This is a genomic window from Sorangiineae bacterium MSr11367 (assembly GCA_037157805.1).
Taxonomy (GTDB): domain Bacteria; phylum Myxococcota_A; class Polyangia; order Polyangiales; family Polyangiaceae; genus Pendulispora; species Pendulispora rubella.
This window is the reverse complement of the sequence record CP089983.1, coordinates 5031186-5045634: the sequence shown is the minus strand read 5'-3', so window position 1 is coordinate 5045634 and position 14449 is coordinate 5031186. Positions and strand designations below refer to the sequence as shown.

Sequence of the window (14449 nt, the reverse complement as noted above, 5' to 3'; positions counted from 1 at the left end):
GGGTATCACAATCCGAAGGTTGATCGCTTAATGAATCGTCCGTCCCCCCTCTTTCCGACGTACTTTCCGTCCTCAACTATCACGTTGCCGCGGGAAAGAACATATGAAGGACCGCCTGTGACTTCCTGGCCTTCGAAGGGGGAGTAGTCGACCCGCATGTGCAACGTCTTCTGGCTGAGGACATGCTTCTTTTCGGGATCCCACACCACAAGGTCGGCGTCTGCCCCAACCGCGATGGTACCTTTCCGCGGGTAAAGGCCGAAAATTTTTGCGGGGGCGGTGCTGGTGATCTCGACGAAGCGGTTCATGGAGATGCGACCGGTGCGGACACCGCCATCCCACAAGAGGTAAAGGCGCGTTTCGATACCGGGCATGCCGTTGGGCACCTTGGCGAACGAGTCGCGCCCGAGCTCTTTCTGGCCCTTCATGCAAAACGGACAGTGGTCGGTCGAAACCACTTGCAAATCGTTGGTGCGCAGCCCTCGCCAGAGGTCTTCTTGCATCTCCTTCGGCCGAAGCGGTGGTGTGCAAACGAACTTGGCCCCCTCGAACGCTCCATATTCACCCTCCGTCCGTGCGAGATCGTCCGCGGAGCAGAAAAGGTATTGCGGGCAGGTTTCGGCGTACACCGGCAGACCTCGATCGCGCGCCTCGACCACTTGCTTCAAGGCCCTCTCGGCCGATAGGTGCACGATGTAGACCGGTGAGCCAGCCATCTCGGCCAGGCAGATGGCCCGGTGCGTCCCCTCCGCTTCGGCAATCTGCGGGCGCGTGATCGTGTGGTACTTGGGCGCGGTGTGCCCTTTCGCGAGGGCTTGGGAAATGAGGATGTCGATCGGTATTCCGTTTTCCGCGTGCATGCAGATGAGCGCACCGATCTCACCGGCGCGCTGCATCGCGCGGAAGATCATCCCGTCGTCGGCGTAGAGCACACCCGGATACGCCATGAAGAGTTTGAACGAGGTGACACCTTCATTGACCAGGGTGCCCATCTCGGCCGCCGTGGACTCGTTCACATCCGTCATGATCATGTGGAACGCGTAGTCGATGGCGGTCTTGCCCTCGGCCTTGGCGTGCCACGTGTCGATGCCTTTGCGGAGCGCATCGCCCTTCGTCTGGATGGCAAAGTCGACGATGCTCGTCGTACCTCCATGCGCAGCGGCGAGCGTGCCGGTCTCGAAATCGTCGCTCGAGGTCGTGCCGCCAAAAGGCATGTCCAAGTGCGTGTGCGCATCGATGCCGCCCGGAAAGACGTATTTGCCTTTCGCGTCGAGGATGCGATCGAACTGGATGGCCGGCGCTGCGCCAGGGCCGAAAATAGCTGCTATCTTTCCATCGACAACAGCAAGATCCGCTTCGTAGGTATCGACCGCCGTGACGACAATACCGCCTTGAATGAGTGTTCGTCCCATGGTGCCCATCATACAACGCCGGCACCGAGCTCGTCTGCGAAGCTTGACCCCTTCATGCCCGAATGTAAAAGTGCCTCCTTCACCGTGAAATCCGTACTTCCGCAACGACGCGACGAGCTGCAACTCAAGGACAAGAAGCCCCTCTATTCGGCAGCAGAAGCCAGGGCCGAGGCCGACCGCTGTCTGTATTGCCAAGATGCGCCTTGCATCAAAGCGTGCCCCACCGAGATCGACATTCCGACCTTCATCAAGAAGATCGCGACCGACAACGTGCGGGGCAGCGCCAAAACGATCTTCGAGCAAAACCTGCTTGGCTATTCGTGCGCGCGCGTCTGTCCGGTGGAGGTGCTCTGCGTCGGCGCCTGCGTGTACAACGCATGGCACCGGGAGCCCATCCAGATTGGGCGGCTTCAACGTTACGCCACGGAGAAGGCCACGGAAGCGGGAAAACCGGTGCTTTTCACGCCGGCACCGCCCACGGGAAAGAGGGTGGCGCTCATCGGTGCAGGGCCGGCGTCGCTCGCGTGTGCGGGCTATTTGGCACTCGAGGGACACGCGGCCGTCATTTTCGAGAAGCGTCCCTTTGCGGGCGGGCTCAATACGACGGGCATCGCGCCGTACAAGCTTCACGTGGAAGATGCCCTGCACGAGGTGGAGTGGGTGCAGGCGCTCGGTGTGGAGATCACCACCGGGATGGAGCTGGGCAAGGACGTGTTCGGGAAAGATCTCCTTCGCGACTACGACGCGGTGTACCTGGGCGTGGGCCTGGGCGAGGACACCAAGCTGCGCATCCCGGGCGAAGACGGCGACGGCGTCTACGGGGCCACGGCGTGGATCGAGCGGATGAAGCTCACGCCGACATCGGAGCGAAAGCTGGGACGCGTGCTGGTCATCGGCGGAGGCAACACCGCCATCGACGTGGCGCGTGAGTGCGCACTGCTGGGGGCGACCGAAGTGACCATGGTGTACCGGCGGGACGCGGCGTCCATGAGCGGGTACGCGCACGAGATGGAGGGGGCACGCAAAGAGGGTGTGCGCCTGGTCACCCGGGCGACGCCGGTGGCGTTCGAGCGCGATGCGCAGGGCAAGCTTACGGGGCTGAAGGTCACCGTGGACGGTGCCGAGCAGGTCCTGCCCTGTGACATGGTGGCGCTGGCCATTGGGCAGTCGAAGATGCATGCCATTGCGGCGGAGTTCCCCGGGGTGGAGCTCGACGCACGCGGATGCATCGTGGCCGACCCGGCCAACGGAGCAACGGGCAACGCCAAAGTGTTCAGCGGCGGCGATTGCATCAACGGTGGCAAAGAAGTGGTGAACGCCGTGGCGGATGGTCGAAACACGGCGCGGTACCTGAATCAGGCCTGGAAATAGGTCGCGAGGGACGTGGGCACATCATGGCGGATCTAAGCATCGATTTTGCGGGCATCCGGAGTCCGAACCCGTTCTGGCTGGCGTCGGCGCCGCCGGCGAACAGCGGCGAGCAGGTGATGCGCGCCTTCGACGCGGGATGGGGCGGCGCGGTGTGGAAGACACTGGGCGATCCCATCGTGAACGTGTCGAGCCGCTTCGGCGCGGTGGACTACGCCGGGCAGAAGGTGATGGGCTTCAACAACATCGAGCTCATCACCGATCGCGGCCTGGAGGTGAACCTCCGCGAGATCCGCGAGGTGAAAAAGCGCTACCCGAAGCACGCGGTCATCGCCTCCTTGATGACCGAGACGAAGGAAGACTGGAAGGTCCTCATCCGCCGCTGTGAGGACGCCGGCGTGGACGGGCTGGAGCTCAACTTCGGCTGCCCGCACGGCATGTGCGAGCGCGGCATGGGCTCGTCGGTCGGCCAGGAGCCAAAGCTCCTTCAAGAGATCACCGCGTGGACGAAGGAGTTCGCGAAGACGCCGGTGCTGGTGAAGCTCACGCCGAACATCGGCGACATTTTGGATCCGGGCATCGCCGCGGTGAAGGGCGGAGCCGACGGGCTTTCGCTGATCAACACGATCAAGAGCATCATCGGCGTGGATCTGAATCGCCTGGTGCCGGAGCCGCGGGTGGGCAATGCGTCCACGAACGGTGGCTACTGCGGGCCGGCGGTGAAGCCGATTGCGATGCACATGGTGGCATCGCTCGCGCGCGATCCGGAGGTGACGATCCCCATCAGCGGTATTGGCGGTATTTCGAATTGGCGCGACGCCGCCGAATTCATCGCCTTGGGCTCCACCAGCGTGCAGGTCTGCACGGCGGTGATGCACTATGGATTCCGCATCGTCGAGGACATGATCGACGGGCTTTCCAATTACCTCGACGAGCAGGGCATGACGAGCGTGCGCCAGCTCGTGGGACGAGCCATCCCGGGCTTCCGCGAGTGGGGCGATCTCGATTTGGGTTACCAAATCGTGGCGAAGATCGATGCAAACAAGTGCATCGGCTGCCAACTCTGCGTGGCCGCCTGCCAGGACGGCGCCCACCAGTGCATTTTCACGGGGCCCAACGATCAACAGCGCCCGCCCCACGCCCACTACCCGGGCACCGCCACCGCCCCGCGCCCCCAAATCCTCGGCACCGTAGCCGGCGACCGCGTCCCCTGGGTCGACGAACCCGAGTGCGTCGGTTGCAACCTATGCGCCCTCGTCTGCCCCGTCCCGGGCTGCATCACCATGCAAGAAACCGCCACCGAAACCGGCGACACCTGGAACCGCCGCGTGCAAGAAGGCCGCGACAAGATCCCGGGCGGCATTCACGAATAGGAAACGGCTAGAGAATTTACAGGAAGACGGGAAGACGGGAAGGACTGACGGCGCGCTGCAGCCCTGAACGCTTTTTTTGGGGTTTCCAGTTGGCCCAATGGCCCAACGGAAAACCCTAAAAAAAAGCGTTCCACGACGTCCGTGCCGTCAGCCCTTCCCGTCTTCCCGTTCAAATCTCTCGGAGAGATCAGTTCCAGAAATCGATCGCCAAGGGCTCGTCGAAGGCGTGGAGGCGGTCTTGGCTGTCGCTGGCGGCGATGACCGATCTTTCGCCGGCGGCGCGGTTCGGTTTGTAGCTGTGTTGCGCCGACGGGAACGTGCCCTCGCGTACTTCGGCGACGTACTCCGCCACCGCGCGCACGGCTTGCTCGCCCAGGTTGGTGAAGCGCTTGGCGAACTTGGGAGCCTTGCCCGACGTGAGGCCGAGCAAGTCGGTACAGACGAGGACTTGCCCGTCACAGGCGGCGCCGGCACCGATGCCAATCGTGGGGATGCCGACTTCCGCGGTCACGCGGGCGGCAACGTCGGGCGGAATGGCCTCGAGCACGATCGCGTAGGCGCCGGCTTGCTCGATGGCGCGCGCGTCGGCAATGAGCTTCTGCTCCGCCTCGTCTCCCCTGCCCTGCACCTTGAAGCCGCCCAGGGCGTGCACCGTCTGCGGGAGCAAACCGATGTGGCCCATCACGGGGATGCCGGAGCGCACGAGCCGGTAGACATGCTCGGCGAATTCGAGGCCGCCCTCGAGCTTCACGCTTTCGAAGAGGCCCTCTTTCATGAGGCGCCCGCTGCTCTCGACAGCCTGCGCCACGGAAACTTGGTAGCTCATGAACGGCAGATCGCCGACGACGTGCGCCCGCACCCCGGCGCGCTGGACCGCCCGCCCGTGGTACGCGATCTCTTCCAAGGTGACGGGGATGGTGTTGGAAAGACCCTGCACCACCATGCCCAGCGAGTCACCGACCAGGATGGCGTCCACCCCGGCATCGTCGACGAGACGCGCCATGGTGTAGTCGTACGCCGTCACCATCGCGATGGCGTCACCGCCCTGGGAAACCTTCCGTCCGCGCAGATCGGGGACGGTGATCTTCTTCTCGGTCGCCTTACCCGGCGCCCCTGCGTTCGAGTACATGTTCCTCCCGGTCGCGGCCGGTTATATCGGTCCACGCCTACTTGAGGTGTAGCGTCGCTCCCTCACCGTGTCGAGGGGCACCTCGTGCTAACGTCCGCGGCGGCGAGGCGAAAGACCCGACGTGAGAGCACCGTTCAGAGCTTATTTCAGTAACAGTTTCAGTATGTTGTGCGTCGCGGCTTCGATGGGCCTCGGCGGCTGCGATCGCGCCCCTTCCGCCTCGGATGCGCGCGAGTGGACGCCCGCCGATCATGACCGGGTCGAGGAGCGTGGGCGCCTTCAGTCGGGTGCCCAAGCAGCTCCCCCTGGCAAAGGTGGGGCTGGCGGTGGCGCCGCGGCCCCCGCCGGAGACGATTCCGTGGTGGCCCTTACCTGGCACAATCAGTGCGCATCGTGCCACGGCATGGGTGGACGTGGGGACGGCCCCAACGGCCCCATGCTGAAGGCGACGGACCTCACGCGCGCCGAGTGGCAAGCCAAGGTGAGCGACACGGACATCGCCAACGCGATTCGCAATGGCAAAAATCAGATGCCGCGCTTCGACGTCTCGGACAAAGTCCTAGCCGGTCTCGTTGCCCGAGTTCGCGCCGTACGTGGAAAGTAGCCCTCAGCCTTCTCCGGATCCGGAGCCTCCGCCCTCGGATGCGGCCCCGCACGCGGGGCCCGTGGCGGGATTGCGATTCGGCCGCCGCTCCGGCCTGATCGTTCTCTTCGGGCTCATCTTCGTGGCCATAGGGCTCATCCTGTCCCCCAAATTGCCGCACGACCAAACCGTGCACATCGTCCTAGGAAGCGGGGCCGGCCGGGTAAACCAGCTTCAGGTCCGCTACTACGGTCCGCTGCCCGACGAAGATCCCGGCGGATATTTTGCGCGCGAGGCCACATTCCGCTACGGCCAAGGGGTGATCGCCCCTCGGATCGTCGACCATTCGCCGCGCCTCGCCGACGGCGACTACCTCGTGGAAATCGCCGTCTCGACCGACGCTGGCAACACCACAGTCTCGCGCCAAGTGCACCTTGCGGAGGGACACTCCGCCTCCATCGACTTGGTGGCCGCCATCCACGAGGTGGCACCATGAAATCGCCCGACACGCGCGCGTTCGGCGGACCTTCGCCCTTTGCCGTGGAGGTCGTCGTCACCGTTCTCTCCGGCGCCAGCAAGGGCGCGACATTGCCGCTCAAGGGCAAGGTGCGCGTGGGCAAGGCGCCGGACAATGATCTCGTGCTGACCGACGACACCGTCTCGCGTCACCACTGCGAGCTTTCGCGCACGGTGGCCGGTGTGCTCGTGCGCGATCTCGAGTCGACGAATGGCATCGTCGTTTCGGGGGCGCGCGTGCAGGAAGGCATCTTCCCACCGGGAACGATTTTGCGCGTGGGCGAGGTGGAAATCGGCCTGCGGCCCGCACCGCAGCGCATGGACGTGCTGCCGAGCGCATCGCAGTCGTTCGGCGGGGCCATTGGCCATAGCGTCGCGATGCGGACGATCTTCACCATTCTGGAGCGCATCGCCAAGACGGATGCGACGGTGCTCCTCGAGGGCGAGACGGGCACCGGCAAGGACGTGCTGGCGCGGGCCATCTGCAAAGAGAGCCCGCGGGCGAACAAGCCGTTCATGGTGGTGGACTGCGGGGCGGTGAGCTATTCGCTCATCGAGAGCGAGCTTTTCGGGCACGAGCGCGGTGCCTTCACCGGCGCGGTTTCGGCACGCCAAGGCGCCTTCGAGCTCGCCGACGGCGGCACTGTGTTTCTCGACGAGATTGGCGAACTGCCCCTCGACGTGCAACCCAAGTTGCTGCGCGTGCTGGAGACCCGCGAGTTCCGCCGGGTGGGCGGCAACAAGACGTTCGCGGCCGACGTGCGCGTCATCGCCGCCACGAAGCGCAATTTGGAGCGCGAGGTGGCCGCGGGCAAATTCCGCGAGGACCTCTATTTCCGACTCGCGGTGGTGCCCATCACGATTCCGCCGTTGCGCCTGCGACGCGACGACATCACGCCGCTCATTACGCATATCTTGAATAGCGCGAGCGCCTCGGATCTCGTGTTGCCCAAAGAATCGCTGGAGTCGCTCCTGGCCCACGATTGGCCCGGCAACGTGCGCGAGCTGCGCAACGTGCTCGAACGGGCCATCTACATGGTGAAACCCACGGGCGGCACGGAACTATCCGCGATCACGTTCCCGCTATCCATGTCCGTGCCGGAGGGCGGCAGCCCCTTCCAATTCGAGCCGTCGAAGAGCTACCGCGAAACGCGCGCCAAATACGACGCCGACTTCGAACGCCGCTACGTGAAATGGCTTTTGGGCCGCCACCACGGCAACGTCAGCGCCGCCGCCCGCGAAGCGCGGATGGATCGCAAGCATTTGCACGACATGGCGAAGAAACACGGCCTTCGCGGCGAAAGCGACGGCTAGGGCCGGACGCGGTCGTCGAGGAATCGTGTCACGGTATCGACGAAGTCGTGCTGTGCTTCGAAGTACACGAAATGGCCGGCGTCGAGCCATACGACGTCGGCGTGCCAGGCGCGGGCCGCATCGCGAATGTTCTCTTCGCCAATGACATGGCTCGCTCTCCCTGCGATGAGGATCGAGGGGACGCCGAGGGGATCGCTCACGCCCGCGGGCGAACCATTCACGTACCCCGTGTCGACGTAAGCCTTTACCACTTTGGCGGAGGTGAGCCCGAGCAGCTGCGAGCGCTCGTCGATGGCCTCCATGCGCGATTGGGCTTCACCGGAGTTGAAATGCATCTTTCGCTGAAGGGGCACTCGGCCGATGGTGCGATACAGATTGGCGATTTTTTCGAAGGGCTCCCCTTCACTGCGCACGATCCCGTGGACCGCTTTGGCGCGATCCGGAAATTCGGCATCCGCGATCGAATCCGCGTACCGGAGCTGCTGCCGGATGGCGGCGCCGATATCGGGCATGGTGTCGACCATGACGACGGCGCTCGTCCGTGCCGGAAAGCGGTGCGCGTACTCGGCCGCCACCACGCCGCCGAACGAATGACCGATGAGCACGATCTTGGAAGCGCCGACCGCCTCGCGAATGCGGTCGATGTCGTCCACGGTTTTCTGCATACCGTAGTTGCTATTCGCACCGTCGAATCCCGACCGGCCACAGCCACGCTGGTCGACGTAGACCATCCGGAAGCGTGATTCGAGGTCCTTGCCCGCGCTCCGTTCGAACGCGAACGAGTTGTACCCCGGGCCGCCATGGAGAAAAACCACCGTGGGGGCGCGTTCCGGTCCGGCCACCTTGTACCAAACAGCGACGCCATCGGGCATGGCGAGAAAGGTCCCGCCAAAACGGACCCGCGCCGCACGATCGTGCACCGCACCGGTTTCTTTCGGGGTGGGCGGTTTGTCGTGAGGTACCCCGCCGCAACTCGAGATCGTACTTGCGAGGAGCAACGCGAACCAGGAGCCGCCCTTCATTCCACCGACTCTCGCATCCCGAGCTCGACTCATCAAGAGCCCCTCGCGACTGTCGTCAATGCCATTGCCGACAAGCGCGCCGGCAAATCGCCGTCTCCACGCTAGCAAATCGCGCATTCACGAAGGGAGCTCGCGCGCTTCGACGTCGACGTCGGGATGCGCCGAGTGCACGCTGGATTTGGCTTGCGCGATGGCGCGATCGACCTCGAGGGCGAAGCGCTTTGGATGGCGCGCGTGCGAAAGACTGAGCAGGACGGCGTCCCCGCCGCTCATTTGGAAAACGATTCCCCATCGCGGGGAATCTTCGTCGTTTAAAGGATGCAATCGCGTGCGCTGGATCTCGTCCAGCGGCAGCTCCCACGGGCGGGTGCCGACCCATCGCCAGCGCTGCAGAGTCACTCGGTTGGCCTCGGGGTCGATGACGATGCGGCCGCGCGCGTTGAGGAGAATGAACGCGAAGAATACGACGCCCGCGCCCGTTATCCAGGTTGGCAGAAAATTGCCGATGATGCTTACGAACGGCTCGGGTGCGCCTGATTTGACGAATCGGTCGATTCCGTCGGCGAGGGCGATGTCCTCTTCGCGATGGGTGACCGTGCCCGAAGGCGCGTCCTCCCAAAACAAAGTCACGGGCCCGTCGTTCGCAAGAAGCTCGATGCCGTATGTCGTGAGATCTTCCCGCGAAGGATGCGTCCTCTCGTAGACGCGAGCCCCGGTCAAGGTGTCCAGTGGAAATCGTCGTTCGATGGATGACGAGAGTATCCCTTCCCGGAGGACGAGACATGCCCCCTCGGCGCGCGAACAATGGACTTTGGTGCGCTCGGCGCCGGCAAGCCCAAAACCGGCGAAGCAGACCATCGCACACGCAAACGCCACCACCGTCGCCACGGACCGAGGCATCCACAACGTCTTCGGCCTCTGCTGCTCTCGGGCCGGGCCTCGCCGATATGCTGCCATCTCGCAGCCATTGTAAGCGCTTTTGGTGAATCCCCGTTCTAAATTAGAACACCGCGGAGGCCGAGAAATTGGCAATGTATGCGCGCGCATTTCCAACGGCCGCGCCGCCGAGGGTGTAGCCGTCGTAGTCGAATTGGATGGCGTTGCCGCCGAGGCCGAGTTTCAGGCTCTGCATGAAGCCCAGGACGCGGCCGCGGTTCGAGAGGAATGTGTAGGTTGCACGCAAACCGAGAAGCATGCTGCTGAAGGGAGAGAGCTCGCGGTCGCCGGTGAAGTATTGGCCTTTGGGACCAAGTGGGGAATCACCGCCGGTGTAGTCGTCGCTGAAGAACAAGGCGCCGCTTTGGCGGTAGTAGCGGCCGCGTAGCTCGACGCGGAGGGCTTCTCCGAAATAGCGCTCGAACTCGGCTTCGACGGTGAGGCTTTTGACGTCCCACGTATCCCAATAGCCGCGCGTCTTCAGGCGGAGGGCGCTGCGGAGCGGCTTGAGGTAGACGTTCGCGCGGAGGGTCAGCGCTTCGCGGCCTCGGTTCTCGGGGTGGTGCTCCTGTGCTTTGAGGCCTTCCCCCAGGATGACGCTGCGGTACGGATTGCTCAAAAAGCCGTGGAGGATCTCGGCCGAGTACACCAGCTGCGTGGCAAAGATGCGCGTCCAAGCTTGCGACCAGCTGGCCTGAAATCCGTCGCGATCGATGTCGCGGGTGGTGCGGAGCGGATCGGAGCCGAAGCACCCGGTGGAGTTCTCCAAGGCGCGGTAGCGCGAGGGGGCGTCGTTGAGACCTTGCACGCGATCGCACACGCGATCGAAATCGTGCGCGTACGAGAATTCGAGCTGCGTGTTGTGCTCGAACAACTCCGTCTTGGCGGCGATGTCGATGGCGTGGGACTTGTAGTCTTTCTCCGTCGAATACGTGTAGCCCGGCGAGAGCGACACCGCGTCGTGCTTGATGGTGAATCCGCCCTTGGCCACGTTGCGCACGTCGTTCACGCTGGCGGAGCTGATGACGTCGGCGCCGGCGTGCGTGGCTTGGTACGTGGGCCCTGCTTTGACGGCCACGCTGGCGCCGGACACCACGTCGGCCTCCCAGCCGCCGCGCACGTCCAGGAACGAAAACGGGCTCGCGCGCAGATCGACCGACGGCGTGTACACCGTCATGTTCGAGCGGGTCGGCGCCTCGTGGTAGAGCGTGTGCGACGTGTCGAATTGCAAAATGCCATCGGCACGCGCCGCCGTCGCCACGGCGAAAAGCGCGAGAAATACCGGCGCGGAGGTGGCTAATTGCACCCGCAACCTCCGCCCGATACGCCCGCGCCCCCGTGCGATCCTTCGCGGTTGTCGATGGCGTGCTGCACCCGCGGGTTGGCCAGCGGATCGCCGTCGAACTGCATGATGGGATCGGCCAGGAGCGCGCGTTCTTGCGGCTTGACGGTGGCGCAGCCTGCGGCGAGCACCAGGAGGAGAAGAAGGACGACGCGCATGACTAGAAGTAGACCCCCAGGCCGCCCGCGTACGTCTGGGCGTTCTTGTACGTGTCGGCGGTGAACAGCGTGAGGTTGGTCACTTCGAGCCGGACGAGGATGCGGTTGCGCAGCGCGAGGAGCAATCCCCCTCCAACCCGGCCCACGAAGGAGTCGTGGCGTTTGAGCACGAACGAGTCGGACGTCGGAAAAGAGCTCAGCCCGCCGCCGCCCAAGGTGCCGAACGGGCAGATCGGCCAGCTCGGGAAGAAATGGATCGTTGCGCCCGCGCCATAGAGAATCTGCTGGCCGTCGGCGGTGAGGGCATCGCCCAAGAAGCCATCCAGGCTGATGGTCTTGTGCAGCACCAGCTGCGGGCGGATCTCCATGTAGCCAAAGGATGCGCGCGAGCCGTCGTCCACCGGGCCCGAGAAGATGCCGCCCACGATGGCGAGGCCGCCGCGTGCCCCTTCCAGAGGCGGCGGCGCGAGCAAGCCGGGGCGGGATGGGCGACCGCCGGCATCGTCGGAGCTCACCGCGAACGGCTGCACCTGGTCGCCGAGCACGTAGGCGGCACGGCCATCGGGCAGGAAGACCCGCAGCCAGAAGCCGCTGGCGGGGCGGCCGTCGATGGCGAAGGTCTCCCCCCGGTGCGCGCTGGTGACGACGCGGTAGGAAATGCCGGGGCCGCTGCGCAGCTCGGCGGAGTCCACGACCACGCGCGCGAAGGCCTCCACGTCGTCGTCGGCGGCATGTGCCGGCGGCGCCGCCATGAGGAGCGAGCCGGCGAGCATCGCCGCGGCAAAAGCCCCCCGAAGATGCCTCACGGTTGCCCCGAGTCCCTTCACGGTTGCTCCGCCCAGGCGCGGATGGTGTCCACCACCGCGTCGTCGCGTTGAAAGATGACCCGCGGATGGTTCGCCCCCGACGGGCGCACGAGAAGCGGCGCGGTCAGGTAATCGCGGCTCATCTCGAGCGAGACCGACTGCAGGTTCCCCTGCGCCGAGCTGCCCGCCCCTACCCGCGTGCGGTCGACGGGATGATCGCCGCCCGCGCAGTCGATGGGCTCGTGCTCCACGAGCACCATGCCGCTCACCGCCGAGGCATTGTAGTGGCAGCCGTTGCCCGGATCGCCCGCCGCCGGATCGCCGGGGCCACACCGCTTATTGAAGATGAGCGCCGGCTCGACGTGGCAATAGAAGTAGTCCTCGTTGAAGTGCTCTTCGGCCACGACGAAGTTCGGCCCCGGGTCGACCGCACGGCAGCCGAGGCACACCATCCACGCCGTCACCACCAGAGGGAGCGCTCGCACGAGAGGGACCAAGCGTCCCGCACCATAGCCCGCACGTCTCGAGCCCGTCAGAGCTTTTGTGTTCCCACGCACACAGGCTGTTGGCCCCACGCCCACGGTAAAAAAAAGTACGCAGCGGTAACTTATGGAAATGAGAGACTTTTTGGAAAACCGGCTCACGGAATAAAAGGTGCGAAGGAGCAGGCCATGACGCTTTCACTTGCTGAAGCGGGACCGAGCTCGGTAGAAGTTGGCCTCCCTCGCAAGGGTATCGTATCTTATCTTACATGTAGGGCGACCGGTAACAGGCATTTCACGTACCAAGTTCCAACCACCCCGGCCATTACGGCTACGCCCAGGCATGTCGCGCGATCCGCTTTCGAGTGAAGGCATCGCGGTGCTCCCCCGGAGAAGAAAGACTGCAATGAAAGTTACCCCCTGGTGCCTCGCTGCTCTTGCCCCCATCGCCGTTGCCGGCTGCTCCGGCGCGTTTCTCGGACATTTCGCAGTTCTTGCCCTGACCCTGGGCATCTTTTTCGGCACCCTTTCCCTGGGGCGTCATAACGCGACCCCGCAAGCGTCGGCCACCTCTCCTTCCCCTGTCGCGCCGATCGTACAGGTCGCGCAGGTGGCGCACGTCCTTCCGGCCACGTCCGGCGACGCGCCGAACGTTTAGCGTCGGATTTTCTTGCAGCTCTCGAGCAACTAGGTTACTTCGCTCATCACGAAACGTTGCTTAGCTGGGGCGCATAACTCAGCGGTAGAGTGCGTCCTTCACACGGACGAAGTCACAGGTTCAAATCCTGTTGCGCCCACGAATTATCCGGAGAGAACCCAGCACTCTCCGATGCGGCTTGATAGACCGAGTTCGATTGTAGAACTCGGATCGTCAACCTCGTCAGTTTCCTCAACCTGCGCGCACGCGTGAGTCTCGACCGCGTCGCTGCTGAGAGTGACCGCCCCGTCCCGAGTTGGCGGGGCTGGTGTCGACGCTATCGTGTCTATCGTGGCGTGATGTAGAGGCGCCCGCCTCCGCGCGTGCGGCGCCACACGAAGTCGTTCGGACATCGGACCAATCGTTGGCAACCTGCGCTCACTATCTAGTGCCGTATCAGCGCCACGATGTCTTCATCACACCGTCGAGCCTGAGTCCGACGGCACTCTTCGTGTCGAGTCGGGCATATGCACCTTCGTCGTCGCACGGGGGCCTCGATATGGGAGTAGCAGCTCGTCGAAACGCCTTCGACGGATTCCGAGCTGCGGCCAATCGCCACCGGTCGGCAATCAAATGAGATCCGAGCTTTCACGCGGACGAATGCACGTTCAGGGCTCGCAGCGGGTACTGCATTTCTCCTTGCAGGAGACGTAGTTGCTTGGCTGGAAGACTATCGACTTGCGCAATGGGCCGGACCAAGTCAATACAGGTTGTCGAGCTTGACAACGTCCGCATCAATGACCTGTCGCACTGAAGACTACGGCCATGCCACCACCATGGAGTCGCTGAACTTTCGGCGAGCCGCAGGTGCCTACGCTCTCCCGCCCCGCGCGCGGCGCTTCGTTCGAGAGTAGCGCCGCCGGGCCCGTTTGATTGTGCGCCGACAATTGAAATTAAAATCGCGACGATCCGAACACACCCAGTCCGCACATATCATATGGAGATAAACCACCGCGGTCTCCGCGCCCCATCATGAGTAGAAAGTGCAAGAGAAAACTGGATTGCAGGGTCAGTTTGGCGCGCAGGGCTACGGTCAGGGCGCTTCCACCGCGTTTTCGTGCGCAAATCTCGCCAAAAACGCGAGCCAACGTGGCGTTCGGTATCGTGGCAAGCCACTCGTCGCCGGCCCCTGGACATCGAAAGGAGCACGGCCCGATATCCAGTTTGGAAAAATGTCCACGCGCTAATGGAGAGACATGGCCACATTAGTACATAGAGATACACGTGGTGCATCTCCGGTAATCCCATGACGATGGGAGAAAGCACTGGAGAGAAATTTACTTTCGCGACTTAACTTGGTGCGCGCGTGAC

General features: G+C 63.9%; 14 protein-coding genes and 1 tRNA gene. 7 read left to right on the top strand and 8 right to left on the bottom strand.

The genetic code is table 11. From position 1 onward, the window contains the following. Nucleotides 1-5: 5 nt before the first annotated feature. Nucleotides 6-1412 carry a dihydropyrimidinase gene (hydA, locus tag LVJ94_19715; protein ID WXB09446.1) on the bottom strand — a complete coding sequence of 469 codons (1407 nt, stop codon included), beginning with the start codon at nucleotides 1410-1412 and terminating at the stop codon, nucleotides 6-8. An 84-nt stretch (nucleotides 1413-1496) separates the two neighbouring features. Between hydA and LVJ94_19710 the strand changes: the two genes are divergently transcribed. Together LVJ94_19710 and preA are read left to right on the top strand one after the other, a co-directional pair. Further along, entirely contained in the window at nucleotides 1497-2783 is a 1287-nt protein-coding gene (locus LVJ94_19710; protein WXB09445.1) for an FAD-dependent oxidoreductase, read from the top strand. Between the two features lie 23 nt (nucleotides 2784-2806). Further along, entirely contained in the window at nucleotides 2807-4153 is a 1347-nt protein-coding gene (gene preA, locus LVJ94_19705) for an NAD-dependent dihydropyrimidine dehydrogenase subunit PreA (protein WXB09444.1), read from the top strand. Nucleotides 4154-4340: 187 nt separating this feature from the next. Here preA and panB read toward each other — a convergent pair whose 3' ends face one another. Next, nucleotides 4341-5282: a 3-methyl-2-oxobutanoate hydroxymethyltransferase gene (panB, locus tag LVJ94_19700; protein ID WXB09443.1), complete on the bottom strand. Its 942-nt coding sequence runs from the start codon at nucleotides 5280-5282 to the stop codon at nucleotides 4341-4343. Nucleotides 5283-5445: 163 nt separating this feature from the next. Between panB and LVJ94_19695 the strand changes: the two genes are divergently transcribed. From LVJ94_19695 to LVJ94_19685, 3 genes are read left to right on the top strand one after another with little or no spacing between them, the layout of a single operon-like run. Beyond that, entirely contained in the window at nucleotides 5446-5886 is a 441-nt protein-coding gene (locus LVJ94_19695; protein ID WXB09442.1) for a cytochrome c, read from the top strand. Further along, nucleotides 5876-6361: a hypothetical protein gene (locus LVJ94_19690; GenBank protein WXB09441.1), complete on the top strand. Its 486-nt coding sequence runs from the start codon at nucleotides 5876-5878 to the stop codon at nucleotides 6359-6361. Before LVJ94_19695 ends, LVJ94_19690 begins: the two co-directional genes overlap by 11 nt. Continuing rightward, nucleotides 6358-7695, top strand: coding sequence for a sigma 54-interacting transcriptional regulator (locus LVJ94_19685; protein ID WXB09440.1), 1338 nt, complete (start codon nucleotides 6358-6360; stop codon nucleotides 7693-7695). Before LVJ94_19690 ends, LVJ94_19685 begins: the two co-directional genes overlap by 4 nt. Here LVJ94_19685 and LVJ94_19680 read toward each other — a convergent pair. From LVJ94_19680 to LVJ94_19655, 6 genes are all read right to left on the bottom strand, one after another. Next, the gene (locus LVJ94_19680; protein WXB09439.1) at nucleotides 7692-8717 is read right to left on the bottom strand and encodes an alpha/beta hydrolase; all 1026 of its coding nucleotides are present in this window, start codon (nucleotides 8715-8717) and stop codon (nucleotides 7692-7694) included. The genes LVJ94_19685 and LVJ94_19680 overlap by 4 nt on opposite strands. 117 nt (nucleotides 8718-8834) lie before the next feature. Further along, on the bottom strand, nucleotides 8835-9617 hold the full coding sequence (locus tag LVJ94_19675) for a hypothetical protein (GenBank protein ID WXB09438.1): 783 nt from the start codon (nucleotides 9615-9617) through the stop codon (nucleotides 8835-8837). Nucleotides 9618-9717: 100 nt separating this feature from the next. Continuing rightward, the gene (locus LVJ94_19670) at nucleotides 9718-10959 is read right to left on the bottom strand and encodes a DUF3570 domain-containing protein (protein WXB09437.1); all 1242 of its coding nucleotides are present in this window, start codon (nucleotides 10957-10959) and stop codon (nucleotides 9718-9720) included. Then, nucleotides 10950-11153 (bottom strand): DUF4266 domain-containing protein, encoded by a 204-nt coding sequence (locus tag LVJ94_19665; GenBank protein WXB09436.1) that lies wholly within the window; start codon nucleotides 11151-11153, stop codon nucleotides 10950-10952. The genes LVJ94_19670 and LVJ94_19665 overlap by 10 nt, the downstream gene beginning before the upstream one ends. A 2-nt stretch (nucleotides 11154-11155) precedes the next feature. Then, nucleotides 11156-11959 (bottom strand): SH3 domain-containing protein, encoded by an 804-nt coding sequence (locus LVJ94_19660; protein WXB09435.1) that lies wholly within the window; start codon nucleotides 11957-11959, stop codon nucleotides 11156-11158. A gap of 17 nt (nucleotides 11960-11976) precedes the next feature. After that, a complete protein-coding gene (locus LVJ94_19655) occupies nucleotides 11977-12444 on the bottom strand; it encodes a hypothetical protein (GenBank protein WXB09434.1) in 468 nt (155 codons plus the stop codon). A 403-nt stretch (nucleotides 12445-12847) separates the two neighbouring features. Here LVJ94_19655 and LVJ94_19650 point away from each other — a divergent pair, with 403 nt between their 5' ends. Then, nucleotides 12848-13099 carry a hypothetical protein gene (locus tag LVJ94_19650; protein ID WXB09433.1) on the top strand — a complete coding sequence of 84 codons (252 nt, stop codon included), beginning with the start codon at nucleotides 12848-12850 and terminating at the stop codon, nucleotides 13097-13099. Nucleotides 13100-13166: 67 nt separating this feature from the next. Then, nucleotides 13167-13238: transfer RNA gene (locus LVJ94_19645), tRNA-Val, on the top strand. Nucleotides 13239-14449: the final 1211 nt, after the last annotated feature.